Below are 24,153 nucleotides of genomic sequence, written 5' to 3' on the forward strand. Positions count from 1 at the left end.
GCGGCGGGGGCGCGGGGGTGCTCGTCGTCACCGACACGCTCCCGGAGGACCTGGTGGTGAAGCTGTCCCGCGTGCCCTTCCTGGCCTCGGACCCACCGCCCAAGGTGGACGTGCCCGGACGCGCCGTCGCGCCCGCGACGCTGGCGTCCCCGGTGAACGTGCTCGCCGGGGTGCCGAGCGCGCAGGACCTGGTGCAGCTGGGCTCCCTGAAGCAGCGCTTCGCGGTGGGGCCGGTGCTCAACCGCCCGCTGACGGTACAGCCCCAGCTCTTCGTGCCCGCGAAGAGCGCCAGCACGGCGGCGTCGCGCTACCTGGACGCTGGGTTCGCGCCGGTGCGCTCCGCGCTGCTCGACTTCCTCATCAAGCCCATCCCCATCCTGCCGCTGCCCCAGGTCCGGTCGCTGCGAGGCGTGCAGGTGGAGGGCAATGACATCTCCGCCCGGGGCCCGGCGCTGCTCGTGCTGGGCAATGGCGGACCGGTCATCTCCACCACGGTGTCCGGCAACACGCTGCGCAGCGCGGGCGGCGTGGGCGCGGTGTACCTGCGCCGCGCATCCTCCACCGTCTTCAGCGGCAACCGCTGCGAGTGCCTGGACACGGTGAACGTCGTCGTCCTGCGCGTGGGCCGCGCGCCGGTGACGTTCACCGGCAACGTGGTGCTGGGCGCGGAGCCGGTGACGCCCGCGCTGCCGCCGGTGCAGCCGCCGTGGACGCTGCCCTCGGACTCGCTGACGCTCCAGATTCCGGTGGGTGGGGGCACGTCGCTGGGTGTGCCGCTCAACCAGGAGCTGCTGCTGGGCGGTCTCCAGCGCCGCCGTGACGTGGCGAGCGACGCCTTCTCCACGTTGCTGGCGGAGCTGGTCACCGCGCCCGCCCCGCAGGTGGGACCGGACGGCAAGCCTACCCGCGCGGCCATTCCCACCCGCGCCGTGGTGGACAGCAACACGCTGGAGGACGTGAGGACGCGAATGCCGCAGGGCATCGACCTGCGCATCAGCGCCCGGACGCTCTACGGCATCGCGGAGCCGAAGGACGACTCGCCCACGGCGGCGCTGCGCTCCCTGGTGGACCGGGTGGCGCTCCACGTGGACAAGCCGGAGGACGTGCAGGGCCACGTGCGCTCCGTGCTGGCCGCGGCGGAGGGGGATCCGAAGAAGGCCCTCCAGCTCGTGGACAAGAGCGTGCTCGGCATCGACTCGGCGGCGCCCACCGTGAAGCAGAGCATCCTCAACGTGTCCGTGCTGCATGAGGTGCTGGCGGACTCGTTCTACACCGGCGGCACGGGCCCCAAGCCGGTGCAGGACGGCACGGCGGTGCCGAACGTTCCCGCGCCCCCTCCGCCGGATCCGTATGCCCACTCCGTCGTCATCCTGGGGGGCTCGCGCGTGGCGGCGGTCGGTAACGCGACCACGTCGGGCGTCCACGTCCAGGAAGCCGACGCCGTGGTGGAACTCAACCCGTAGCGAAAGAACGCCAAGGACACCCCCACCATGCCTGACGCCTTCGCCCTCAACGGCCGTGTCGCCCTCCAGCGCAACGCGCTGCCGGAAGTCACCCTCTCCACCACCCCGGACGCACTGGACGCGAAGGTCGCGGCGCTGTCGAAGCTGGCCGGCACCCGCGCGAAGCTGGACGTGGACCTGGCCGTGCTCAAGGCGCTGGACGGGCGCTACTCGCGCCTGCCGCCGGTGGAGCCCCAGCCGGTGAAGCTCCAGGACCTGGTGCGCGCCGCGCGCCGCAAGCTCGCCGCTGAACGCCAGCGCGAGGTGGGCGTCTGGGTGGACACGCGCGTGAAGCTGACGACGCGCCTGGTGACGGCGTTGGAGGACTGATGCGCAAGCTGCTCGAAGCCCGCATGGGGCAGCGCTGCTACCTCTTCACCACGCTTGGCCAGGTGTACGTGGGCCTGGTGGTGGAGCTCATCGACGACGTCGTCCACCTCACGGGGCCGGACGGCGTCACACCTGTGTACATCAACCTCTCGGACGTCTCCGGTGTGCGCGAGTACGACGAGGACAACGATTTGGGGAGCGCGCGATGATCGAACAACTCCTGCAGCAGCTCATCGAGCGGACCGAAAGCCGCTACTTCGGCAAGTACCGCGGCTACGTGAGCAACGTGGAGGACCCCAAGAACCTGGGCCGCATCCAGTGCGTGGTGCCGCGCCTGATGGGGGATGTCGCCACCGGCTGGGCCATGCCCTGCACGCCCTACGCGGGACCGGACCAGGGTTTGTTCGTGGTGCCGGACGTGGGCGCCGGCGTCTGGGTGGAGTTCGAGGGCGGCGACCTGTCCCAGCCCATCTGGAGCGGCATGTGGTGGGGCGAGCCAGCGCTCGCGGACCTGGGCCAGCCGGACTCCACCGCGCGCGTGGCGCCCGACACCAGCGAGGTCCCCAAGCACGACTACCCGCCGCAGACGGCGGTGCCGGGGGTGCGGATGCTCAAGTCCGCCACGGGTCACTACATCGTCCTGGATGACCGGCCGGAGTCCGCGCGCGTGGAGATCCATGATCGGCAGGGCAACCGCATCATCCTGTCGGCGGAGGGGTTGGATCAGCTCATCAGCAACGAGCGCACGGTGAACGAGGGCAACCGCTCCGCGGAGGTGGACGGCGACGACCGCCTGGACGTGGCCGGCAAGCAGGAGGAGACGGTGGATGGCAGCCACACCCGCGACGTGGGCGGGGACGTGACGCTGCACGTGACGGGGTCCCTGACGGAGAAGGTGGACACGGCGGGCTACTCGCGCGAGGTGGGCGGCTCGGGCTTGAAGGAGACGGTGGGCGGCCCGCGCGAGGACCGCATCCAGGGCAGCCACACGCGCAACGTGTCGGGCGCGTCGCAGGAGACGGCGGTGGGCGGCTACGGGGTGACGTCCGGAGGCAACGCGCAGATCGCCGCGGGCAAGGCGGTGAAGATCGCCGCGACGATGCCGGACATGCCGGGGCCGTCCCTCAACGCCATCTCCATCGACGCGCTGATGGGCAACGTGTCCATCAACACCATGCTGGGCATGTGCCAGGTGGGCGGCATCTCCGCCGTGTCACCCATGGTGCTGGGAGACGGACTGGCCATCCACTTCACCATGCTGGCGCAAATTCTCAAGGCGGTGAACCCGATGACGGTGGCCGCGTACGGGCCGCTGTTGGACGTGTGGGCCGCGATGACGCCGATGCTGGACTGGTCCTACTTCGGCTTCGTCAAGCGCATGCCGGTGGGGTGACGCGATGAAGCAACCCGGCTGGAGTCCGCTGGACGCGACGGTGCTGCGCGAGCGCCTGGAGGAGGTGAAGGCGCTGCTGCTCCAGGCGGCGGCGGTGGGCGTGGCGCAGGACGCCGAGCGGTTGGAGAAGATGCTGGAGCTGGAGCAACGCACCCGGGAGGACGCGCGTGGCCGACCCCACCGACGCCGCTTTCGCTGAGCTCCACGGCGCGCTGGAGGTCTGCTGCGCGGAGCTGGCGAAGGCGCTGGACGAGGCCGAGGGCGGCGACGGCACGGGTGCGTCCACAGAGCCCTCGTGGCGGCCGCTGGTGCTCGCGGCGCCGCCGGGGCTGGAGCAACTGGTGAGCATCGTCAAGCCGCCGCTCCAGGTCATCATCGCGGTGCTCCAGTTCGTGCAGGCGCTGCTCCAGGCGCTGGCGGCCATCCTGCTGGGGCTGCCGGATCCGTTCCGGGCGCTCATCCTGGCGGCGTACGCGCTGCTCAAGGACATCATCGACGACCTGCTCAACGCGGGCGCGTACCTCTACGCGGACGCGCCGGGCATCGGCCCCACGGAGACGAACCTCGCGGAGACGGGCTTCATCCCGAACCTTCCGAAGGACTTCAAGGCGGGGTTCGCGCTGGAGCGTCCGCCGGTGACGCCGGATGCCTTCGCGCGCTGGGCGGGGCGGTTCACCGCGTCCTTCGACGACCCCGGGGACGACGCGCGTCCGGTGGTGACGGACGGCGCGCCGGTGCAGGCGGTGTTCATCGTGATGGCGGCGCCGTCGCTGGATGCGCTCCGGCAGGCGCTGTACCTGATAGGCAAGCTGTTCAACATCAGCGCCTTCAAGAAGGCGTTCGAGAAGTATCCGAAGGGCGCGGTGGATCCACGCCGCAGCCGGGTGCGAAGCCGGTCAGTGAAGCCGGACTGGAAGTCCGCGCGCATGAGGGACCTGTTCCCGGACCTGGAGAAGCTGCGCATCCTGCCGGAGGCGCTCAAGTCGCTGCTGCTGTCGGTGGACAACCTCGCGGGGCTCATCAGGAGCCTGGCGGCCGCGATGCAGGACAAGGTGCAGGTGCTGCTGAAGCTCGCCCAGGCGGTGCAGGCCGTGGTGGACCTGCTGGACGCGCTGAAGTCCGCGGGCATGTACGCGCTGCCGGTGTCCACGCTCGGCGGGGTGGAGGGGCTGAAGCAGGCCTTCCTCCAGGCGAAGAACCGGCCTCCGGGCGGCTACGTGGGGGGCATCTGCCTGCTGGCGTCGGGGCCCAACCTGGCGAAGGCCGCGCTGCTCTGGGAGATGCTGGGCCAGTCCCCGGCGATGGAGCTGGCCGAAGGGAATCTCACGCTGGAGGACGCGGCGAAGCAGCTCGCCGGCAGCAAGGCGGCGCAGGTGCTGGAGGCGAGCGCCAACGAGGTGAAGGATGCCTGGGGCAACCTCAAGACCGCGAGCCAGACGCAGGCGGACGCGTTCTTGGAGGCGCTGGACAATGCTCCGGCCGGCTTCGCGGAGGCGGTGGGGCGCACGCCCCAGGAGCTGGTGGACGGCGCGCGTCGGGCCCGCTCCTCGTTGGTGGAGGCGTTGGAACAGGCGAAGGGGCAACTGCCCACGTCCGAGAACATCGAGGCGGGCATCGCCGCGACGAAGCAGGCCCAGCGCCGGGGGGGACGTTCGTTGGCGATGGGCTTCGGTGGCCCGGGGCCGTCGGAGCGCGCGCCGGGCCCGCAGCCGCCGGTGACGGTGGCGCCGACCCCGGAGGCCCCGCCGGACGCATCAGGCACGCCGAAGAAAGGGAGCGGTCCGTGAGCGCGGTGAAGCGCCTGAGCATGGAGCTGGACGGCTGGCAGGCGGCCTGGAAGCAACTGGATGCGTTCCTGGACCGGGTGGATGGCGCGGCGGAACAAGACTCGCCCTACGTGCAGACGGTGTGCGCGCTGTTGCCCGTGTTCAGCGTCATCGAGCGGGCCCGCCGTCGCGCAGTGGGCATCGCGCTGTCGCCGGCCCTGCCGAGCGCCCCCGGAGGCGCGGGTCTGCCCGGGCTGACCACCGCGGCGCTCGTGGGCGGTGAGCAGCGCCTGCCGGGCGTGGAGGAGCTGGAGTTCGCGGTGGGGACCATCGGCACGAACTCGGACGGCGAACTCACGAAGGCGTCGGTGCTCGCGGGCACCGTGACGTTGTTCGCGTTCCGCGACGAGAAGCACGGCGGCGAGGTAGCGGTGCGCGTGCCCACGTATGACTTCGGGCCGCTGCTGGCGAGCGGCATCGTGGACGAGGCCATCGACGCGGGACTCTTCAGCACCGACCAGCGCCGAGCCGCCGCGGAAGGGGACGCGGCGGAGATGAAGACGTGGACGGGGCTGCGCGCCACGCGCCGGGGCGAGCTGACGACGACGGCGGAGACGGTGCCGCTGAGCAGTGTGTTGAACGGGTTGAGCACCTCCTCGCTCCCCGGCGCGTTCGACCCGGTGGCGTCGGGGGCCGCGACCTGTCGCGATGAGTGTCTGGCGGACCGCGGCGTGCTGCTCCAGGCGAAGACCACGGTGGAGGAGCAGGGCGCGGACGTGGCCCTGACGGATGCGCTCCAGCGCGCGGCGGATTCGCTCCAGGGGCAGGCGACGGACTACGGGACGGTCGCCACCGCGCTCCAGCCGCCGCGCACCGCCACGCACTCCCCGACTGCGCTGGCGGACCTCCAGGCCACGCTGCGCCGGGCGGATTCACCGGGCCTTCCCGGTCAGCTCTCCATCGAGATGACGTTGCTGGACGTGGAGGCGGGGAAGGGGATGGACGACGCGGTGGCGGCGCGGCTCGCGTATCCGGATGGCTCGCTGAGGATGCTGCGGACGTTGGAGTGGTCGCTGCGCTTCCACTGGGTGTTCCGGCAGCGGTGGTTCGACGCGCGCAACCGCGCCGTGCTGGCGCCGCTGCTGCGGCAGGTGTTGAAGCCGTTCTGCGACAGCCTGACGCGGGTCCTGGCGGGGACGTCCACGGGGATTCCGTTGGTAGGCGCGGTGACGGTGGTGAAGGACACGCCCACGCAGGCGACGGCGTTGTCGGTGACGCCCACGGCGGACCTGACGAAGGTGCAGGCGGGACATGTGGCGCACGTGGGAGGCGAGCGGCCCACGCTGGCGCTCGTGCTGGGCTGGGAGGTGAAGGGCGGTCCGCCGGGGGACATGCGGCTGCGCATCACGCCCCTGAATGTCTCCATCGCCACGGACGCGAAGCTGCCGGGCGTGGCGGGACTGGTGCGGAGCGGGGCGACGGTGAGCGGGAGCGCGGTGTCGCTCAGCACGCAGGAGTTGCTGGAGGGGCAGTCGGCGGCGGGCCCGCAGGCGGACGGCATCGTGCAGGAGACCCTCGCTCTGGGGACAAGGCTGACGTTGCTGTTGGGGCAGGGTGGCAATGCGCTGGGGTTGGTGCCGCCGACGGTGCCCGCGCCGTATCCAGGGCAGACATTCAAGCTGTTGCCGCCGGTGGAGGTGGGCGCGACGCGGCTGTTCCTGGACGGGATACCGCTGGCGAGCACGTCGGGCTCCACGACGCCTGTTCAGGTCGCACGACCGGGGGAGCTGCTGCTGGTGCGCGGCGCGGACGATGAAGGCACGTGGTGGCAGGGCGTGGCGCAGGTGGACACGGTGTCGGTGCTCACGGGAGCGGCGGCCCGGGACGAAGACCCGGTGACGGCGACGCCCACGCCCGTGTGCTGCGGGGATGACGAGGAGGTGGTGGTCATCACGCTGCGCGACCTGCAACTGCCGAAGGCGCTGGTGCGGGACGTGACGCTGCGGCGCGACTTCAAGGGCTTCGGAGGCCCGAGCCTCGCCACCGGAGTGATGCTGCCCATCGAGCTGGATCCGGGAACCGTGAACGTCACGGTGCAGGACGGCGGCGTGACGAAGACGGTGCTGCGCGATCCGGAGCTGCGGGTCGCGGCGGCGGTGTTGAAGACGTGGCTGGGAGGCCCGACATGAGCGATCCGCGAGACGACGTCTACGCGGTGGCCGCGCTCCTCAAGGAGCTGGACCGCGTGCTCCATCCGCTGGAGCGCGGAGAGGGCGGCGACTTCAAGGTGGATCCGCCCCTGCCGCCGTCGCTGCCCACGCCGACGTCACCGGGACGGGGAGGGGAGGGAGGACGCTCGACGAAGCCAGCATCGCCTGTGTCAGGGCCCAGGTCCGCGCTGTCGGAGGAACCCCGCGGTGTGGCCCCAGGGAAGGTGCCTGCGCCCGTGCTGCCTGTTGAGGCCCGTACTCCATCAATGCCAAGCGCCCCCAACTCCCTGCGTCGCCGCGTTCCTCGTCCGGAGCCGACCCTGACGGGAGCACCGAGGTCCCTGCCCACGCGTGGCCTAGGGGGCGGAGTCACGGACGGAAGCACGAGAGCCGAAAGTGAGCCTTTTCCCGTGGCAAGGATTCACGAGGTGGCCACGGAATCACCTGGAGTCATGCCGCCACCGTCCCCACCGCGCGAGCAGGAGGTTCCGTCCGTCACGCCTGTCCGCACGAGCCCGAGAAGCCCCGAAGCACGGCCGACCGAAGTCCCTCGCGCCAGGGGCACTTTGTCGGAGGACTCCACGCCGCGAAGGAACCGGGTGCCGCGCTCGCCCGGCGCAGTCCCCGAAAGACAGACAGCAAGCCAGCCCCTTCGCGCACGCGCGCCCGAAGAGACCGTGCGTCACCACCGGGAGCCCCGTGCCCATTCCCCTGCGCCACTGCCCGACCCGGTCGAATCCACTCCCTCTCTACCGCCGCAGCTTCGTCGGAGAAGGCCGCATGCACCGACAAGGGACCTGTCGCCGCCGGCCCTGGGCGAACGCACCGCTCCAGTCCTGACGGATGAGCCAGGGCATCGGCCAAGGCTGACGAGGTCCGAAGCCAAGGCGTCCCGGTCTCCGCCGCCTTCCACCCGGCACGACTCGCGGACGTCTCCACCCCCTCCAATCCCACGCACCGGTCGTCCCACGTCGGAGCCCGTGCGAATCGAAGTGAAGACCCTGGTTCCACCCCTCGGAGCCGAAGCCGCGCCTCGGGAAGTGGAGCTGGAGGAAGAGCGCTCGTGGACGGAGCTACCGGACCTTGAAACAGACGCGGGACCGCGGGTCTTCTTCGTGAATGGCCGGCGAGTGACGCGCGAGGACCACGAAGCCCTTCAGCAGGCCGAGCAGCGACTGCGGCGAAGGATGACGGGTCGGTCGCTGTGGCGGAGGCGGGGATGAGCGGCCTTCCTCCCCGGCAGCGGTTGGGACACCTGCTGCGCTCGCTCTCGAAGCACCTCCCAGGTCAGCTCGATGGGCTGCTGGAGAACGCCCGGTTCACCGACGGTGCCGCCGCGCTCCAAGGACTGGCGGACCCCGCGCACCTGGAGAAGGCGCTGGCCCGCATGTCCCCGGAAGAAGCCGGGTGGCTCGCGGACGTGTTGACGGAGCGGTGGCGCCAGGTCGCGGAACTCCAATTGGAGCCGGAGGTGGCCATCGTCGCGCCGGACGAACTCTGGATGGGAGCGGAGCCGGTGCGGGTGCCGCTGTCACTGGCGGCGGTGGGGCTGGACGACGGCTTCGAAGCGCTCTGGGAGGGCGCGGTGTTGCCCGCGGCTCCATCCCCCCGGGCGACGCTCCTGGCGAAGCCCCCCGAAGGCACGACACCGGAAGTGGCCCGCGTCCGCGCCCAGGTCCGGGCCAGCGTGAAGGGCCAGCGCTGTGTGCTCATCGCCCAGGCGCAGGTGGTGCTGCGGCGGCCGTCGGTGGTGGTGAGCGATGACCGGCGTCGACTCCTGGCGCAGGACCAGGCGGGACGTCCGGCGGTGGGGTGCAGACTGGAAGTGGGAACGGACGTGCATGTCACCGGTCCCGGAGGACTGGTGGATCTGGAAGCCCCTGCGTCGCCCGGCCTGCCCCTCAAGCTGGAGGGAATCAACGCCGGTCGGATTCCGGGACCACGTCGATGACACACACGATGGATGTCGAAGGAGACAGCCGATGAAGACGATGACCCCTCAGACCAAACGGACGCCGGAGCGCAAGCCAGCGACGACCCGGCCCGCCGCGCCCGCCCAGCAGTCGACGACAGCGTCGCCCCGCGCCCAGATGGGAAGCGCGGCGGGGCCCGCGATGAAGACCGCGGCCGGTGGCGCTTTCAAGGCAAAGGCTCCGCCCACCGCTGCTCCGAATCCCAACGTCCGACTGCCGAAGAAATAGTCCGCAAGGAGCGGGGGGCGCCGCGCGGCTCAGTCCACCACCGCGGTGGCTTCAATCTCGACGAGGACGCCCGGCTCGAAGAGCACGGAGACGCCGATCAGCGAGGCCGGCGCTGGCACGAACTTCAACTCCGCGGCGACCTGCTCGATGCCAGCGATGAAGTCGGGCATCTGCTCGCGCTTCCAGTCGACCACGTAGAACGTCAGTCGGACGACGTCCTTGAATGTTGCCCCGGCAGCGGCCAGGGCGATGGCGACATTGCGGAGGGCCTGCGCCACCTGTCCCGCCAGGTCCCCCCGTGCGACGAGCTGCCCCTCCGCGTCGTACGCGACCTGCCCGGCGATGTGCACCTGCCGGGTTCCGGTGGCGATCGCCACCTGTCGGTAGGCATCGGTCTTCATGAGTCCGTCGGGGTTGAGCAGGGTTACGGGCATGGGTGCGCTCCAGTGGGTCGTGTCAGGTGAAGATACCGGGCCCATTGACGAACGGCGTTCCCCACTCCAGCGACGCGCGAGCTACAACCGGAAGCCATCGATGAAGCGCGCCAACCTGGATGAGATCTTCGCCTTCATGTCGGTCGTGGACGCGGGCAGCTTCGTGGGCGGCGGCCGGGCCATTGGCTTGACGCGCTCGGCGGCGGGCAAGGCCCTGGCCCGGCTGGAATCCCGCCTGGGGGTGCGTCTGCTCAATCGCACGACGCGCCGCCTGAGCCTCACCGACGACGGCCGTGTGTTCCATGAGCATTGCCAGCAGGTCCTCGCGGCGCTGGACGAAGCGGAAGCCAGCGTCGGGCAGCGCACGGGGACGCCCCGGGGCGTCTTGCGGCTCACCGTGCCCGGCGCCTTCGGCAGACTGCATGTCCTGCCATTGCTGCGGGACTATCTGCGCAGATGGCCCGAGGTCCAGGTGGAGGTGAGCTTCACCGATCGCGTGGCGGACATCATCGAGGAGGGATACGACCTGGCCGTGCGCATCAATGGGGCCAGCACCGATTCGCGCCTGGTGTCCCGGCTCGTGGCGCAACACCGGGCCATCGTCTGTGCCGCCCCTTCCTATCTCGACGCGCGCGGAGAACCCGAGACGCTGGAGGAACTGGCGGAGCATGACTGTCTGCTCTTCAGCAGCCGGACGCGACGACAGCACTGGCGGCTGCGCCAGGAGGACGGCGCCTGGGTGACGGTGGAGGGGCGAAGCCGCTTTCGGCTCGACAGTGGCGAGGCGATCCGGGACGCGGCGGTCGAGGGGCTGGGCCTCGCCTATCTTCCCGGCTTCCTGGTTGACGAAGATCTGGCGGCTGGGCGTCTCAAGGCGCTGCTGCCGTCTTGCGAGACAGGGGTCGTCGGGATCATGGCGATCTACCCGAGCAAGCGTTACCTGCCGGCGAAGGTGCGGCGCTTCATCGACCTGATGGTCGAGCAATGGGGAGCGAAGTCGCGCTGACGCCGCGTGTGTCGTCCTCGGCCCCCAGGCCTGAAAACAAAACCCCGTGGCTCCCAGCGGGCGCCACGGGGCGTTCTTTCAACGACGGGCCCGGCTCACCGTTTCAGGCAAGCCGGACCGCGGTCACGGGCTCTGGAAGGAGTCGAGCGAGGGGCAGTAGGTGGCGTACCCGTGGCCGGTGAGGACCCCGTTTTCGTAGAGGCCGTTCACGTCGAAGGCCACGAAGTGCGACGCGGGAGGAGTGCCGGCCTTGGCGCAGGTGGGGCAGAGCGAGGCCGCCACGGGCGTGAAGGTGAAGTTCGTGCTGTGGTCGAAGTAATTCGAGGAGAGCCCGCCCTCCAGGTCGACCAGCGTCGCTCGCGGCTCGCCTTCCGCGGAGCCTGTCTGCGGTGTCGCATCCACCGGCACCTTCAACGCGTAGACGCTGATGAGCTGCGGTGGGACCGATGAGGTCGGGGTCGGGCACTCACCCGGCGTGCCGTTGTTGAGCTCGATATACAGCTCCCACGGATCCCCGGGGTTCGAGGGCTCCTCGTAGCCGAAGAAGGCGTTGGTCAAGACGCGCTGGTTGCCCTCCATCTGGATCGTGGCGGCGGTGTCCTGGCAGGTGCCTTCGCAGACGGTGAAGGGATCGGTGCCCGCATCGGGCGTGGTGCCCGCGTCCGTTTCGCTACCAGCGTCCGGAGTGGTGCCCGCGTCCGTTTCGCTACCAGCGTCGGGCGTGGTGCCCGCGTCCGTCTCGCTACCAGCGTCGGGCGTGGTGCCCGCGTCCGTCTCGCTACCAGCGTCCGGAGTGGTGCCCGCGTCCGTTTCGCTACCAGCGTCCGGAGTGGTGCCCGCGTCCGTTTCGCTACCAGCGTCGGGCGTGGTGCCCGCGTCCGTTTCACTACCGGCGTCGGGCGCGGTGCCAGCGTCCGTTTCGCTACCGGCGTCAGGCGCAGTGCCAGCGTCCGTTTCGCTACCGGCGTCGGGCGTAGTGCCCGCGTCCGTTTCGCTACCAGCGTCGGAAGTGGTGCCCGCGTCCGTTTCACTACCGGCGTCGGGAGTGGTGCCTGCGTCCGATTCACTACCGGCGTCCGGAGTGGTGCCCGCGTCCGTTTCGCTGCCAGCGTCGGATTCGGTGCCCGCGTCGGAAGTGGTGCCCGCGTCCGTTTCGCTACCAGCGTCGGATTCGGTGCCTGCGTCGGGCGTGGTGCCCGCATCGGACTCGGTGCCTGCATCGGACCCGGTGCCCGCGTCAATGCCTACGGGTGGCGTCGGAGGGCCGTTGTCGGAACCACAGCCAGAGAGTGCGGGCGCGGTCGCGAGGGAGAGCACCAACAAGGAGAGAATCGAATGTCGCAGTTTCATGCCGGGGATTGTCACGGGTTCCCCGCGGAGATGCGAGCGGAACCGGCCCACTGCGTCATGGACGAGGCGCGCTCACATGGCGACGCCGTCCCCGAGGAACGCGCCAAGTGACTCAAGCAGTGGAACTGGCCAGGCTTTTCCACGGAAGCCCATCCTTCCCCGGAGGAGGGTCCTGCGTCCGCACCCAGGGGCGAAATGCTCCGTCGGACACGCACTCCGCGCTGCAGGGAGCGGAGGGAGTCACGGTCGATATCGACGGTGTTCTCGTCATCGCCCGGCGAGGCTTCACCGGCCCGGAAGAGCTTGCCCTCGGGCGTGACGAGGAACCAATCGTGGCATCGTCCCCGGGAGGCGCGACCCGGGCCGCCACCTCCCGCGAATCAAGCCCGGGGGCTTCGGCGGATGCAATCTCGCTCACGACGCTACGAACGATGAATCCGAAAGCCTGTCCTTCCGGCGGCATGCCTCGTCCTCTCAGCCCGCTTTGTATGCCTTGAGGACGGCGTTCCTGTCGCCCGACGACAAGCCCATCGTGTCCGGGATCTCCTTTGCGCGCGGGGTGTCATCGAACGTGTTGTCGATGCCCAGCGCCTTGCAGGCCGAAAGGCTAGACGTTGTGTTGATTCATGCACACGCCGCGAGGCTTGTAGATATTCGCGGACAGCGACAAGTCCACTTCAAAGTATCTCTGACTAACCAGAGAATCCTTTTTTGAGTCTGGAGTCCTTGATAGCATCCCGTCCCGCTGTGATTCCGACACCCGGGAGTGACACATGAAGACGCTGAAGCGTGGGCTGTTGCTGGCGACCTGTTTGCTGGGGGTAGTGGGCTGTGGCGTGGAGACCCCTGACGAGGTCACTCCGCGGACGGAGGACACGCAGGAGGTGTCTGCCCAGGCCGGGTGCATCCCTGGCCAGACGCGCACCATCAAGGTCGGTTGCTGCACGCCCACCCTGGAGCGCCGGCAGAACCAGATCTGCACCAACTCGGCGGGTTCCTGGAGCAACTCGGGTAGCAGCTACTGTGGTGGCTCGACCCTGAACTGCTACGGCGGCTGAACGACGGGCCCTGGACGCTGCTTCCGCCCATGCGCCCCACGCCTCGCACGCTCCAGGCCGTCCGCAACAACGCGGACTGGTGCGACACCGTCTGCCGCGCCCACGGACGCCCCGGCCGGTTCGAGGCCGGGCTGTGGCTCAACCCCGCGCCGGTGCCGGCCTTCTATCCCAACGTCGTCACGCTCACGCCGGACGCGGACGGCGCCACGCTCGCGGCCCTGTCCGGCCTGGCGCTGCCGGGACGCTGGGGCGTGAAGGACGGCTTCGCGACGCTCGACCTCGCGTCGCGAGGCTTCGACCTGCTGATGGAGGCCCGGTGGATCCACCGGGAGGCCCGTGACCCATCGCCAGTCGCGCGGGAGGCCTGGCGCACGGTGCGGACTCCCGTGGAACTGGAGGCGTGGGAGGCCGCATGGGCCGGGTTGCCGGGCGGCGTCCGGCCCGAGGTGCGCGTGTTCCCTCCGGCCCTGCTCGGCGAGGAGGGCGTCGTCTTCCTCGCCACGGGCGATGCGGCACGCCCCGACGCCGGTGGCATCGCCTCCTTGTCCGCGGGAGTCGTCGGCCTGTCGAACACCTTCCTCTCCGAAAACGCGCCGGCCTCGCGGTACGCGGAGCTGCTCTCCCAGCTCCAGGTGCTCTTTCCGGGCCGTCCCGTCGTCGGTTACGAGCACGGCGAAGCGCTCGACGTGTGGCGGAGTCTGGGCTTCGAGCCCGGGGACCCCCTGCGCGTTTGGCTCAAACAGGAGGGCTGAGCCTGCCTCCGGGGATGCGCGCTCACGCGCGGGCACGGACGAAACCGTTTTCGATCCTCGCGGGCCCCCCTTATCCTGTGTCCACTGAACAGCCGGCTCCGCGTCTGTCCGTGATTTGCCGGCCCGCCGCGCGCCCGCTCACCCAGGAGACGACATGACGCGCGAGTACCCTCAGGAGCAGTTGCTGGCGTTCGTCCAGGCCATGGCCAACGTCGCGGCGAGCGATGGCCGCATCACCGAGGATGAGCGCCAGCAGCTCGATGAGGTGGTGCTGGGCATGGGCCTGTCGCCCCGCGACGAGCAGGTCGCCGCGCTCATCGAGGGGGAGTTCCAGAAGCCCGGCCGCCTCACCGACATCGTCAGCAAGATCGAGATTCGCGAGCTGCGCGTCTCCCTGCTGCGCATGCTCGTGGAGGTGGCCTGTGCCGACGGAGAGGTCGCGGCCGAGGAGCGCGCGTCGGTGAACGAGGCCGCCAAGGCCTTCGGACTCGACGCGTCGGTCACGGACGAACTCATCGACTGGGCGCTCGCGTCGATCAAGCTCGAGCAGCGCGAGCGCGAGATCATGGCGAAGCTGCTCTGAGCCTCGTCCAACGCCTGCCACCCGGTAAGCCATGGGCACCCGGCACCGCCCGGAAGAGGTCACCGCCATGAAGTGGAGAACACTGCTCTGTCCTGTCGTCCTTGTCCTGAGCGCCTGTTCGGACTCACCCGACCCGGAGCCCACCCCACGGCGTCCGCTGAAGGCCGTGCTGTTCCCATACATTCCCGACTCCGCGGGGGACAACTTCGCCAGCCTGGAGCAGCGGTTGGAGGCCGACTTCGAGCGGGCGCATTCGGACATCGACCTGGACGTCGTGTTCGACGCCAATCTGGATGTCTATGACCTGAACGAGGGAGGGACGCTGAGCCAGCTCCTCGGCGCAGGGGCCGGAAACGCCCAGGTGGTGGAGGTGGACACGCTGCTGCTGGGTTCGCTCGCGTCGAAGGGTTGGATCCAGCCCGTCGCGCTGGAGTCGGGCGTCGCGCATCCCGCGGCGGAGGAGGCCGTCCGCATCTCCGGTCAGAGCTACGGCGTGCCCACATACCTGTGCACGAAGGTCGTCTATTCGCGGAGCACGAACATCCGGTCCGCGACCGACAGCGCTTCGCTCGTGCGGATCCTCCGCGAGGTCTCTCCTGGCAAGCGCCCGCTGGCGATGAATCTCGATGGAAGCTGGACGCTGCCGTCCTCGTACATCGACGCCTGGGCGGACACGCATCCGGGGGACGCGCTCGCCAGCGCCATCTCCCTGCCACTGGACTCGACGACCCTGGGGGCCTTCGCGGAGGTCGTCGACAGTTGCGCGCTCGAGGCGGGCGTCAATCCGTGCCTCGATGGCACCTACGCTGACAACTCGGTGGCGGAAGAGGCCTTCGCCGCGGAGCAGGCCAACGGTTTCATGGGCTACACCGAGCGCCTGTTCTACATCCTCAAGGCCCAGCCCTCCATGCCGCTCCCGGAGGTCATTTCGGTGCCGCTTGGCGCGGGCTCGGCTCCCGCGGTCTTCGTGGATGCGCTGGTGCTCAACGCAAGCTGCACCGGGACGTGCGCGGAGGACGCCCAGCGCTTCACGAGGTTCATGCAGGCCCCGGAGACGCGCAGCCTCATCGCCTTCAGCAAGGATGGCCCGGAGGGCACCCGGCCCCGGTATCTGCTCCAGGCCAGCCACGCCTTCTATCAGCAGGAGCCAGCGCGCTCGGACCCCATGTACCAGAAGTACGAGCCCATCCTGAGCGGAGCAAGGCCCTATCCCAGCCAGCACTTCCCGGAGAACCGGAAGGCGCTCCAAGCCGCCCTGCTCGAAGCACTCCAGTGACAGGAGCCCGGTTCCCTGCAGAGGGAGCCGGGCCCCAGCCCATCAATCCCTGGCGGAAGAGGTCCGGGGGCTCCACCGGAAGTCGTGGTACCAGCTCGCCACGTCCACGCTGAGCCCGACCACGGTGGTGTCTTCCTCATGGGGAAGCGCATCACCGCCCAGCTTGAGCGTCCAGGTGTGCTGCACGAAGGCCTTCACCCATTTGTAGCCCACCTTCGCCGTCAGCGCGGGCTCCGCGAAGAGCCAGACCGGGTCCGTCACCTGATCCTCCCCAAGGAACTCCCGCGCCCGTTCTGACTCCGTGTAACCCTCCACATCCAACGACAGGTACTTCACGGCGGACATGCGAAGGCTTCCCCCCACTTCGAAGTAGGGCGTGACATAGCCCAGGTTCGGCTGCACGAACGCCCGCACGCCCCGCGCGGTGAACCCCACATCCCGGAAGGCACCGCCCCCCGCGTCGAGTTGGTCACTGGCCGTGGAGCGCCCGTAGCCCACGCCGCCGTAGGCTTCCCACACCGCGTTCTCCAGGAAGCGACCGTAGAGGCCTCCCCCGACCTCCGCGAGCAGCCCGTTCGCGTCGCGCCGCCCCTCCTCGTAGGACTCGTAATAGCCATTGGCCAGCAAGCCCACGCCCGCGCGTGGCGACCACGCCAGCTGCACGTTGCTGGGAGTGATGCTGCCCTTGAACTCCCCCTGCTCCCGCAGAAGCGGAGCACTGACCTGGTTCGACTTGTACAGCGTGGTGGTGCAGCCCGTGGACACGAGCGCTACGAGCCCTGCGACAACGCTGACGCGAAGCGGGTTCATGAACGCCTCCTTGCAAGCGAACACAGCAATGGGTGTGCCCGCTTCCGCGCAGCGTTTGGACGCACCGCGATGTAGAGGGAGCGCTCCAGGAAAACGACTGCGTCACTGTTTCTACCGGGTGAGGGGGGCGCGAATCCCGGGAGGCGGTGCGAAGCGCGCGATGCAGGGAGGCGCGACGTCCTGGCTCAGTAGCAGCGGGGCTGCCCCATGAGCGACGTGTTCGTCGTCATGTCACAGGCGCAGTCGCGCTCCTTGCAGTTGAACGAGGCGTTCTCATCACAAAGCGACTTCACCTTGCGCCAGCCCATGATGGGCATGTCCTCGAAGTCCAGCTCCTGCGTGTAGAGGACGTCTCCCTTGAGGGCGAAGGCGTAGTGGGAGGTCTCGGACAGGACTTCATCCTTGCTACTGGAGCAGGCGCTCGTCAGCGAGATGATCAGACGATCCCCCTCCACCTTCCAGGTCCCCAGCCGGTTGCGCCAGACCGGGCTCATCACGAGGATGGACTTGCCCTGGATGCGCCAGGCCATGGTGCTGTCGATGCCCCTCTCCGTGCGGTACAAGCCGTCGCTCAGCGTGCCGCCCGTCAGCGGGGGAGCGTCCGTCACGTCCTCGCCGTCCGCCGTCCACGTGGTGCACCAGCCCACGGCGTCGCACTTGAGCGCGGAGTCCGTGGGCGGGCCGTCCGTGTCCCCATCCCCCTCGTTCGAGTCACCACACCCCATCGCCGCCAGCAGGGTGAGCAGCACCAGGCACCGCGTCGTCATCTTCATGTCGTTCTCCCGAGGAGTCGCGGGGAGCACGAACGCCCCCTCTGACGGGAAGAGACAGGCCGGATGGCACCGTTGCGTGAAATCGACCGCTACCCTCGACAGTGCCCCAGCTCGGCCCGGGCCTCCGCCGTCTCCTGGGCATGGGCCTTGCGCCACACGGTCAGCTCTCCCCAGGCGCGCCGCGCCTCCTCACAGGCCTCATCCACCGCGCCCGTCAGCCGGAGCGCCCGCGCGAGCCGGCGACGAACCCTGGGGACGCGCGCGGAGACGACCTGCCGCGACGTGAGCACCTCCAGCGCGGTCCGCAGCGGTGTCAGGGCCTCGGCGGGTTGGCTTCGCGCGAGGTGCACGTCCCCCAGCAGGAGCAGCGCCTCGATGCGCTCGGACGACGAAGGCCCCAGGTCCCGCTCCATGCTCGCGAGCGCCTGCTCCACGTGACGCCGGGCCTCCTCCACCCGCCCCAGGAAGAGGAGGGCATCCGCCAGGGCGCGCAGCCCCGCGCCATCCACCTCACCCCGGGCGAGCAGGGGCTGCTGGAGCAGGACGCCGCGCGCGTGGAAGCCTCGCGCTTCTTCCGGACGCCCCAGCAGGCGCAGCAGCCTTCCCACCTCGTGGACGTCCAGGGCCACCTCCGCGTGGGAGGCGCCATAGACGCGCTCGCGATGCGCCAGGACGCTCCGGACGTGCTCCAGCTCCCGCGCACGCTCGCCCTGTTCTCCCAGGACGCCGAACCGGTTCGACGCCATCCCCATCAGCACCGGGCTGCCGGCCTCCACGCTCTTGAGTGCCACGGCCCAGCTTGCCTCCGCGGCCTCTCGAGCCTGGGCCCCATGTCCCCACTCGAAGTAGACGAGGGCCAGGTTGGACCACGTCCGGGCCACCGACAGGTTCTCCTCGCCCAGCGTCTTGCGGAGGATTGCGAGCGCCCGCTGGAGGACGGCCTCGGCCCGCGCCAGTTCGCCCAGCAGGGCCAGCGTGCCTCCCAGGTTCGCCAGGGCCCGTCCCGTGTCCCGGTGCCCTGGACCGAAGTGCTCCTCATGCAGCCGCAGCGCCTCCTCCTGCCAACGCTTCGCCTCCAGCAGTCGCCCTTGCTGCTGGAGCAGCAGGCCCAGCCGGCCGGTCAGCTCCGCGTGCGCGACGTGCTGGCCCCGCGCGCTGGCGGTCTCCAGCGAGGCCCGCAGCAGCGGCTCCGCCTCCGAGAAGCGGCCCTCCTGCTCCAGCAGCTCCGCCTGCATCTGATCCATCAAGGTGTCCAGCTCGGTGTCCCGCAGCGCCTCCGCCACGGCCCGGGCGCGCTGGAGGAAGGGCCGCGCCTCTGGAGGGCGCCCCAGGCTGTACCCATGCAGCCAGGCCTGGGAGAGCAGCACCCGCGCGAGCACGCCCAGATGCCGCCCCGCTTCGGCCGCCAACGCGCCCCGGGCCAGGGATTCTCGCGCGTCCTCGAACGCCTCCGCGTCCTCCTGCAAGCGCGCGGTGAGATGGTGCGCCTCCGCCTCCAGGGGACGGTGATGGGTGGCGAGCGCCCGCTCCCGGGCGGGCAGCACGATCCGCAGCGCCTCGGGGGTATGGCCCGCGAGCCGCTCCGCGCTGGCCCGCGCCAGCTCCGCGCGCACCGCGTCCACCGCCGCGCGGACCCTCGGGTCTTCCGGAAGAGACACGGCCTCCTGCAACGTGCGCACATCCGCGCAGCGGCCCACGCCCGTGAGCGAGGCCCCCAGCTTGAAGCCCCGCTCCACCGTCCGCGCGTCCGCGCCCTGGAGCGCCACCGTCAGCCGCGACAGCTCTCCCAGCCGCTGGTCCAGGCACGTCATCCGCAGCCCCAGCACCGCCTCCGGCTGCTCGCCGAAGACGCGGGTCGCCTCGCACGCCGACTGATGCGCGCGCGTCCAGTCCCGGCTCCAACGCTCCAGCGTGGAGGCCACGGCCTGGAACGAGGCTTCGGCCGCGGGGTCTTCCGTCCTCAAGAAGGCCTGGTGCGTGGACTCGCGCACGGACGCGTCCCAGATGCCCGCGAGGTGCCGCTCACTGCCCTGGCAGGCCTCTGCCGGCGTCGCCGCTGAAGGCCCGAGCACGAGGAACCCCAGGCCCACCAGTCCTCCCGCGAGCACCGCCGTGGCGGCGCTGCGCTTCCAGGCCCCGACCTCCCGCGAGAGGCGGGCCCGCAGCGCCTGCATGGACTCGAAGCGCCGGGACGGGTCCACGGAGAGTCCGCGCCGGACCACGGCCTTGAGCCATGAGGGCACGCCCCGCTTCTCGGGTCGCACCTCCTGGCGCAGCATGGACGCCAGCAGCTCCTCGCGCGTGGTGCCCGCGAAGGGCCGCTGTCCGTTGAGCGCCTCGTAGAGCGCGACGCAGAAGGCGAACTGGTCGGAGCGGGCATCCCCCCGCTCGCCGCGAAGCTGCTCCGGCGCGCCATAGGCGAGGGTCCCCAGGAACGCCCCGGTGACGGTGAGGGGCGCTTCACCGGAGACGACGGCCCCGTCCTCCCGGAAGGGCCCCAGCCCTCCCGCGGCGTTGGCCAGGCCGAAGTCGGTGATGCGCACCTGGCCATCGCGCGTCAGCAGGACGTTGTCGGGCTTGAAGTCGCGGTGGATGATGTCCAGTGCGTGGGTGGCCGCGAGCCCGTCCGCCGCCTGGATGAAGCGCGCGAGGATCTCCCTGCGCGTGCGTGGCTTCTCCAAGAGCCACCGCCGGAGCGTGCCTCCCTCGACGAGCTCCATCACCAGGAAGAGCTGGCCCTGGAACTCCCCCACGTCGTGCAGTTGGGCGACATGGGGGTGTGACAGCCGGGCCATCGTGCGGGCCTCGCGCTCCAGCCGCTGCCGCGCCTGGGCCAGGGAGTCCTCCCCGAGCCTTGCGAGGTTCAGCAGCTTGAGCGCCACCTTGCGGTCCAGCTCCGGATCATGGGCGGCATGGACGCGCCCCATGCCTCCTTCACCCAGCAGCCCGAGCACGATGTACCGCCCCACGCGCGCGCCGGAGACGAGCAGCCCCGTGTCGAACAGCGGTGGAGGCAGCTCCAGCCCGCCCAGGGCGGCGAGCACGCTCCGGCACTCCGGGCAGCCGGTGACATGCTGGCGCACGGCCGCCGTGGCCTCGGGGGCCAACGCTCCGCTCGCATACCCCGAGAGCGCGTTCTCATCCGGGCAGCTCATTCGCGCTCCGCCAGCAGGCCCGAGAGGCTCAGGTCCAGCCGTCCATGGATGGCACGCATCAGGCTGTCGATTTCCGGTTCGGGCAGCGACAGACGTTCGGCGAGCGCCCGCCGCGTCCGCTTCTCCAGCCGCGTCTGCACCGCGGAGAGCCGGCGTGAGAGGGTGGACTTGTGCAGGCCGAACAGGGCGCCCATCCGCTCCAGGGAGAGGCGTTCGACGAAGTGCAGCCGCAGCAGCTCCCGGTCCTCGTCGTCCAGCGAGGCCACGGCCAGGATGAAGGCTGAGCGCACATGTCCCCGGGCCTCCTCCCGGACGAAGCCGAGCTCCAGTCCGCCCGGCGCGGGGTGCGCGGCGAGCACCTCGGCCTCCACGTGCGACGCATCCCCTTGCGCCTTGCGCATCCTCAGCGCGAGCCGCACCGCGGAGATGCTCACCCAGTGCAGCAGCGGGCCCACGCCCGAGTAGCCGAGCAGGCGTGAGGGGGCCTCCGCGCGAGGCATCAGGAGATTCGTGCGGAGCACCTGCAGCACCTCGTCCACGAACACCGGCGAGGGATGGATGCGGGACAGGGGAACGCGCAGCTTGAGGAGGACCTCCTGCTCCAGCAGCGCACGGGCCGCCGGCAGCCCCTGTGCGCACGAGAGCGCGAGCGCGAGGTCCCGGACATGCAGTCGCTCCAGCGCGAGCATCGGGTCCGCCGCCTCCGAAAGAAGGCCCCCGAGGTGTCGCGCGAAGTCCCCCGGTGTGGGCGCGGCGTCGCGGAGGGTCGCGGCCTGGGAGAGGGCGCGCTCCACGGCCTGCTGGGCTCCCGGAGCCTCCCGGAGGAGGGCGGAGGACCGCTCGCCGGCGGACTGCAACACCTTCTCGAAGGACTCGGAGTCAGCCCCATGCATCCCAAGCACTCCCGACATCAGGCCCACAGGTCGACGGGGCCAGGGCCACGTCCATGCATCTACCACGAAGGCCCACGCGCGCTGAACGCCCCGCTCGGGTGGGACTGCGCGCTGCCCATCCCCTCGGTGGGCGGCTGTCCGGGCCGCCACGGCCTGGGGGCAGGGCGGACAATCCCAGCTCACACCCGGGCTCCCGCCCAATCCCTGAAGTCTCGCGACTGCTCCCGGGGAGGGGCCGGTGGCGTGCAAGGAACGTGGGTGCACCGGTTTTTGTGTTCTGACTTACATTCCAGTTTTTACTGGTTTGTGGAGTGTTTGGTTCATTCTAGGGTGTCTTCACGTGGATGCCGTCCATCCACGTGACGACGCCTCCTCAGGCGCTCCTGGTTTCTCTGAGGAAGAAAGAACAACAATGAAGAAGCTCATCTTGGGGCTCATGCTGGCCGCGGTTCCTCTCATGGGGTGTGGTGCGGGGGCGGAGGACGCCTCGTCGGACACCGTGCAGACGGTGACGACCGAGTCCGGTCAGAGCATCAACCTGGACTTCGGACCCATGAGTTCGGAAGAGCCGCTGGCGTCGATGCAGGATTCGAGCGGCGACGTCTCCGCGATGGGGCCCGGGTGCTGGGTCACGCTCCTGTACTGTAAGGACCCGCGCTACAACGGCTGGGCGACCTGTCAGCAGAACGGCAAGTGCAGCCTCGCGCAGTTCAGGGACAACTGCATCGCGCTGTACAACAAGACCTGCTAGGCCTTTCGGAGCCAGGGTCCCATCGTGAAGAGCCCGCGAGCAGGTCATCCCGCCGTCGACGCCGATGATCTGCCGCTCTTGAAGAGGCTGCTCTATGGGCGCGCGGCCGCGAGGATGTAGCGTGGAAGCAGGTCCTCCCGGACCTGCTTCCACAGCGCGAACTGGCCGTAGTTGGCGCCGGTGAAGGCCACCGTCAGACCCAGCTCGGGGACGACCATGATGTACTGGCCGCCGTTGCCACCCGCTTCGTACTCCGCGTAGACGCGGTCTCCGACCTTCAGCTCGTGGCGCCACCAGGCATAGCCGTACGTCCTGCCCGGGCTCATCTCCGCGTGGCGGGCCGTGGAGCGCTCCACCCAGCTCCGGGGGATGACGCGCCGTCCGTTCCAGACGCCGCCGGACAGGTAGAGCTGGCCCAGCTTCAGCGCATCGCGGGGACGCAGGTAGAGCCCGCCGCCCAGGTATGCGTCGCCGTCGGGCGTGAGGTTGATGTGGTGGCGCCGCATCTGGAGCGGGGTGGCCACGGCGCGCTCGAAGAGTTCCGGCAGCCAGGTGCCTGTCGTCTGGTGCAGGACGCCGCCCAGGAGGTTGATGCCGGCGGAGCAATACACGGCCTGTCCGCCGCCGGGCTCGCGGGCCATGGGCAGGTTCAGCGTGTACGCGTACCAGTCCGACGGCTGGTCCTGGAGCGTGTTCTCATTGCCAGGAGAGCTGTCGTCGTTGTCATCGCACGCGAGCCCCGACGTCATGGTCATCAGGTGCTCCACCGTCACGCGTGCCTTGCGGGGATCCTCCGAGGGGGCGCCGGGGAACAGCGAGGACACCAGCGTCTCCGGCCGCAGCTTCGCGCCCTGCTGGATGGCGGCGCCCACCAGCACCGGCGCGAAGGTCTTCGACGCGGAGCGCAGGTCGTGCGGACGCTCCGAGTCCTGGCCGTGGAAGTACTCCTCCACGACGAGCTTCCCGTGGCGGGCGATGAGCAGGCCTTCGATGAGTGGCGTGGGCGTGGGACCCGGCTGCGTGTCGAGGATGCCCTGCACCAGGGCGCGGATGGGGGCCTCGTCCATGCCCACCTCCGCGAGCGAGGCCGTCGCCCACCCGTCGTTGTCCGCGGTGGGCTTGCGGTAGGTGTAGACGGGCTCCGCGGGTGTGCGCGGGTAGAGGCCCACGGCCTGGTCGCGGTCGCGGCGGGTGAGGTCGAGCGCTCCCAGGAAGAGGACGTTCAACGTCAGCTTCCCGGCGTCCGCGTCATACGTGCCGTTGAAGCGCATCCCCCCGGGCCGCGTCTCGATGAGCTGGACGTCATGGCCCTTCAGGGACACGCGGAAGGCGGCCTGCCGCGCGAGGTTCTTCTCCGGGTTGCGGAGGATGGCGTGGATGGCGCCGTCCGGCATCTCCTGGATGAGCAGGTAGAGCGTGAAGCGGTCCTCCAGGGGCGTCACGTCGCCGCGCCACACATCCTTCTGGAGGACGCGCAGCTCGACGGGCGTGGCGTAGCGGACGCCGCCCACGAGGGCGCGCGGTTGGAGCCAGTGCCCGAGGATGCGCTTCCCGTCGGCTGTCAGCGTTCCACGAAATTCTCCCTGGCCTCCGGGCAGGGTGAACGTCAGCGTCTGCTTCTCCAGGCGCCCCGGGGCGGAGAAACCACCGATGGACGCGCGCCATCCCTCCGGCGCGCGGGAGAGGGTGAGCGCGCCCTGGAGTTCGGGACCGTAGCCGCGGCTTCCGCCCCAGATGCCCACCAGCGCCTTCGCGGGCTCCCCCGCGTCGGACGACGAGGCGGGCTGTGTCCGGCCAGGGCTCGCGAGCAGCAAACCCCCGAGCAGGGACACGCCAAGGAACCGCAAGGCGGAGGAGGGGTGTCTCTTATACCACATCTCCGAGCCCACGAGACGCGTAGTAATATCGTA

General features: G+C 70.0%; 21 protein-coding genes. 14 read left to right on the forward strand and 7 right to left on the reverse strand.

Translation table 11 applies throughout. From position 1 onward, the window contains the following. The 8 genes from D7X74_RS43065 to D7X74_RS21020 form a co-directional block, all read left to right on the forward strand. On the forward strand, positions 1–1,463 hold a 1,463-nt coding region (locus D7X74_RS43065), incomplete at its 5' end, for a hypothetical protein (protein ID WP_158620419.1). A 27-nt stretch (positions 1,464–1,490) separates the two neighbouring features. Then, complete coding sequence (locus tag D7X74_RS20990) at positions 1,491–1,832, forward strand: hypothetical protein (RefSeq protein ID WP_120534767.1); 342 nt, start codon at positions 1,491–1,493, stop codon at positions 1,830–1,832. Then, complete coding sequence (locus D7X74_RS20995; RefSeq protein ID WP_120534768.1) at positions 1,832–2,041, forward strand: hypothetical protein; 210 nt, start codon at positions 1,832–1,834, stop codon at positions 2,039–2,041. Before D7X74_RS20990 ends, D7X74_RS20995 begins: the two co-directional genes overlap by 1 nt. Then, entirely contained in the window at positions 2,038–3,225 is a 1,188-nt protein-coding gene (locus D7X74_RS21000) for a phage baseplate assembly protein V (RefSeq protein ID WP_120534769.1), read from the forward strand. The genes D7X74_RS20995 and D7X74_RS21000 overlap by 4 nt, the downstream gene beginning before the upstream one ends. Positions 3,226–3,229: 4 nt before the next feature. Next, entirely contained in the window at positions 3,230–3,424 is a 195-nt protein-coding gene (locus D7X74_RS21005) for a hypothetical protein (protein ID WP_120534770.1), read from the forward strand. Continuing rightward, positions 3,393–5,012 (forward strand): hypothetical protein, encoded by a 1,620-nt coding sequence (locus D7X74_RS21010; protein WP_120534771.1) that lies wholly within the window; start codon positions 3,393–3,395, stop codon positions 5,010–5,012. Before D7X74_RS21005 ends, D7X74_RS21010 begins: the two co-directional genes overlap by 32 nt. Then, positions 5,009–7,180 carry a hypothetical protein gene (locus D7X74_RS21015; protein WP_120534772.1) on the forward strand — a complete coding sequence of 724 codons (2,172 nt, stop codon included), beginning with the start codon at positions 5,009–5,011 and terminating at the stop codon, positions 7,178–7,180. Before D7X74_RS21010 ends, D7X74_RS21015 begins: the two co-directional genes overlap by 4 nt. Positions 7,181–8,420: 1,240 nt before the next feature. Continuing rightward, positions 8,421–9,152 (forward strand): hypothetical protein, encoded by a 732-nt coding sequence (locus tag D7X74_RS21020; RefSeq protein WP_120534773.1) that lies wholly within the window; start codon positions 8,421–8,423, stop codon positions 9,150–9,152. A 279-nt stretch (positions 9,153–9,431) separates the two neighbouring features. Here D7X74_RS21020 and D7X74_RS21025 read toward each other — a convergent pair whose 3' ends face one another. After that, positions 9,432–9,836 carry a RidA family protein gene (locus D7X74_RS21025; RefSeq protein WP_120534774.1) on the reverse strand — a complete coding sequence of 135 codons (405 nt, stop codon included), beginning with the start codon at positions 9,834–9,836 and terminating at the stop codon, positions 9,432–9,434. Between the two features lie 100 nt (positions 9,837–9,936). On the opposite strand from D7X74_RS21025, the gene D7X74_RS21030 reads away from it, so the two are divergent. Then, the gene (locus tag D7X74_RS21030; RefSeq protein ID WP_120534775.1) at positions 9,937–10,842 is read left to right on the forward strand and encodes a LysR family transcriptional regulator; all 906 of its coding nucleotides are present in this window, start codon (positions 9,937–9,939) and stop codon (positions 10,840–10,842) included. A gap of 123 nt (positions 10,843–10,965) precedes the next feature. Here D7X74_RS21030 and D7X74_RS21035 read toward each other — a convergent pair whose 3' ends face one another. Then, a complete protein-coding gene (locus D7X74_RS21035; protein ID WP_199741866.1) occupies positions 10,966–12,192 on the reverse strand; it encodes a hypothetical protein in 1,227 nt (408 codons plus the stop codon). 773 nt (positions 12,193–12,965) lie between these two features. On the opposite strand from D7X74_RS21035, the gene D7X74_RS21040 reads away from it, so the two are divergent. The 4 genes from D7X74_RS21040 to D7X74_RS21055 all read left to right on the forward strand — a co-directional run bounded on the left by D7X74_RS21040 (position 12,966) and on the right by D7X74_RS21055 (position 15,861). Continuing rightward, a complete protein-coding gene (locus tag D7X74_RS21040) occupies positions 12,966–13,250 on the forward strand; it encodes a hypothetical protein (protein WP_120534777.1) in 285 nt (94 codons plus the stop codon). A gap of 29 nt (positions 13,251–13,279) precedes the next feature. Further along, positions 13,280–14,002 (forward strand): hypothetical protein, encoded by a 723-nt coding sequence (locus D7X74_RS21045; protein WP_120534778.1) that lies wholly within the window; start codon positions 13,280–13,282, stop codon positions 14,000–14,002. Between the two features lie 154 nt (positions 14,003–14,156). Continuing rightward, complete coding sequence (locus tag D7X74_RS21050) at positions 14,157–14,585, forward strand: tellurite resistance TerB family protein (RefSeq protein WP_120534779.1); 429 nt, start codon at positions 14,157–14,159, stop codon at positions 14,583–14,585. 67 nt (positions 14,586–14,652) lie between these two features. Then, positions 14,653–15,861: a hypothetical protein gene (locus tag D7X74_RS21055; RefSeq protein WP_120534786.1), complete on the forward strand. Its 1,209-nt coding sequence runs from the start codon at positions 14,653–14,655 to the stop codon at positions 15,859–15,861. A gap of 42 nt (positions 15,862–15,903) precedes the next feature. Here the strand turns inward: D7X74_RS21055 and D7X74_RS21060 are convergent, their stop codons facing one another. The 4 genes from D7X74_RS21060 to D7X74_RS21075 all read right to left on the reverse strand — a co-directional run bounded on the left by D7X74_RS21060 (position 15,904) and on the right by D7X74_RS21075 (position 21,492). Then, positions 15,904–16,671: a hypothetical protein gene (locus tag D7X74_RS21060; RefSeq protein ID WP_147446632.1), complete on the reverse strand. Its 768-nt coding sequence runs from the start codon at positions 16,669–16,671 to the stop codon at positions 15,904–15,906. A 185-nt stretch (positions 16,672–16,856) separates the two neighbouring features. Continuing rightward, a complete protein-coding gene (locus D7X74_RS21065; protein WP_120534781.1) occupies positions 16,857–17,444 on the reverse strand; it encodes a hypothetical protein in 588 nt (195 codons plus the stop codon). An 89-nt stretch (positions 17,445–17,533) separates the two neighbouring features. Beyond that, positions 17,534–20,599, reverse strand: a complete 3,066-nt coding sequence (locus D7X74_RS21070; protein WP_120534782.1) for a tetratricopeptide repeat protein — start codon at positions 20,597–20,599, stop codon at positions 17,534–17,536. Beyond that, entirely contained in the window at positions 20,596–21,492 is an 897-nt protein-coding gene (locus tag D7X74_RS21075; RefSeq protein ID WP_120534783.1) for a transcriptional regulator, read from the reverse strand. The genes D7X74_RS21070 and D7X74_RS21075 overlap by 4 nt, the downstream gene beginning before the upstream one ends. 412 nt (positions 21,493–21,904) lie before the next feature. Here D7X74_RS21075 and D7X74_RS21080 point away from each other — a divergent pair, with 412 nt between their 5' ends. Next, entirely contained in the window at positions 21,905–22,243 is a 339-nt protein-coding gene (locus D7X74_RS21080; protein ID WP_120534784.1) for a hypothetical protein, read from the forward strand. 92 nt (positions 22,244–22,335) lie between these two features. Here the strand turns inward: D7X74_RS21080 and D7X74_RS21085 are convergent, their stop codons facing one another. After that, positions 22,336–24,120, reverse strand: coding sequence for a serine hydrolase (locus D7X74_RS21085; protein ID WP_120534785.1), 1,785 nt, complete (start codon positions 24,118–24,120; stop codon positions 22,336–22,338). Positions 24,121–24,153 lie beyond the last annotated feature (33 nt).

This window comes from Corallococcus sp. CA047B (assembly GCF_003612065.1).
GTDB lineage: Bacteria > Myxococcota > Myxococcia > Myxococcales > Myxococcaceae > Corallococcus > Corallococcus praedator.

Bases quoted from the DNA above. Each gene is read 5' to 3' on its own strand.
- D7X74_RS21030 (WP_120534775.1), top strand. From the start codon at position 9,937: ATGAAGCGCGCCAACCTGGATGAGATCTTCGCCTTCATGTCGGTCGTG.
- D7X74_RS21065 (WP_120534781.1), bottom strand. From the start codon at position 17,444: ATGAAGATGACGACGCGGTGCCTGGTGCTGCTCACCCTGCTGGCGGCG.
- D7X74_RS21045 (WP_120534778.1), top strand. From the start codon at position 13,280: ATGCGCCCCACGCCTCGCACGCTCCAGGCCGTCCGCAACAACGCGGAC.
- D7X74_RS20995 (WP_120534768.1), top strand. From the start codon at position 1,832: ATGCGCAAGCTGCTCGAAGCCCGCATGGGGCAGCGCTGCTACCTCTTC.
- D7X74_RS21005 (WP_120534770.1), top strand. From the start codon at position 3,230: ATGAAGCAACCCGGCTGGAGTCCGCTGGACGCGACGGTGCTGCGCGAG.
- D7X74_RS21085 (WP_120534785.1), bottom strand. From the start codon at position 24,120: ATGTGGTATAAGAGACACCCCTCCTCCGCCTTGCGGTTCCTTGGCGTG.
- D7X74_RS21025 (WP_120534774.1), bottom strand. From the start codon at position 9,836: ATGCCCGTAACCCTGCTCAACCCCGACGGACTCATGAAGACCGATGCC.
- D7X74_RS21040 (WP_120534777.1), top strand. From the start codon at position 12,966: ATGAAGACGCTGAAGCGTGGGCTGTTGCTGGCGACCTGTTTGCTGGGG.
- D7X74_RS20990 (WP_120534767.1), top strand. From the start codon at position 1,491: ATGCCTGACGCCTTCGCCCTCAACGGCCGTGTCGCCCTCCAGCGCAAC.
- D7X74_RS21000 (WP_120534769.1), top strand. From the start codon at position 2,038: ATGATCGAACAACTCCTGCAGCAGCTCATCGAGCGGACCGAAAGCCGC.
- D7X74_RS21075 (WP_120534783.1), bottom strand. From the start codon at position 21,492: ATGCATGGGGCTGACTCCGAGTCCTTCGAGAAGGTGTTGCAGTCCGCC.
- D7X74_RS21070 (WP_120534782.1), bottom strand. From the start codon at position 20,599: ATGAGCTGCCCGGATGAGAACGCGCTCTCGGGGTATGCGAGCGGAGCG.
- D7X74_RS21060 (WP_147446632.1), bottom strand. From the start codon at position 16,671: ATGAACCCGCTTCGCGTCAGCGTTGTCGCAGGGCTCGTAGCGCTCGTG.
- D7X74_RS21080 (WP_120534784.1), top strand. From the start codon at position 21,905: ATGAAGAAGCTCATCTTGGGGCTCATGCTGGCCGCGGTTCCTCTCATG.
- D7X74_RS21020 (WP_120534773.1), top strand. From the start codon at position 8,421: ATGAGCGGCCTTCCTCCCCGGCAGCGGTTGGGACACCTGCTGCGCTCG.
- D7X74_RS21035 (WP_199741866.1), bottom strand. From the start codon at position 12,192: ATGAAACTGCGACATTCGATTCTCTCCTTGTTGGTGCTCTCCCTCGCG.
- D7X74_RS21050 (WP_120534779.1), top strand. From the start codon at position 14,157: ATGACGCGCGAGTACCCTCAGGAGCAGTTGCTGGCGTTCGTCCAGGCC.
- D7X74_RS21055 (WP_120534786.1), top strand. From the start codon at position 14,653: ATGAAGTGGAGAACACTGCTCTGTCCTGTCGTCCTTGTCCTGAGCGCC.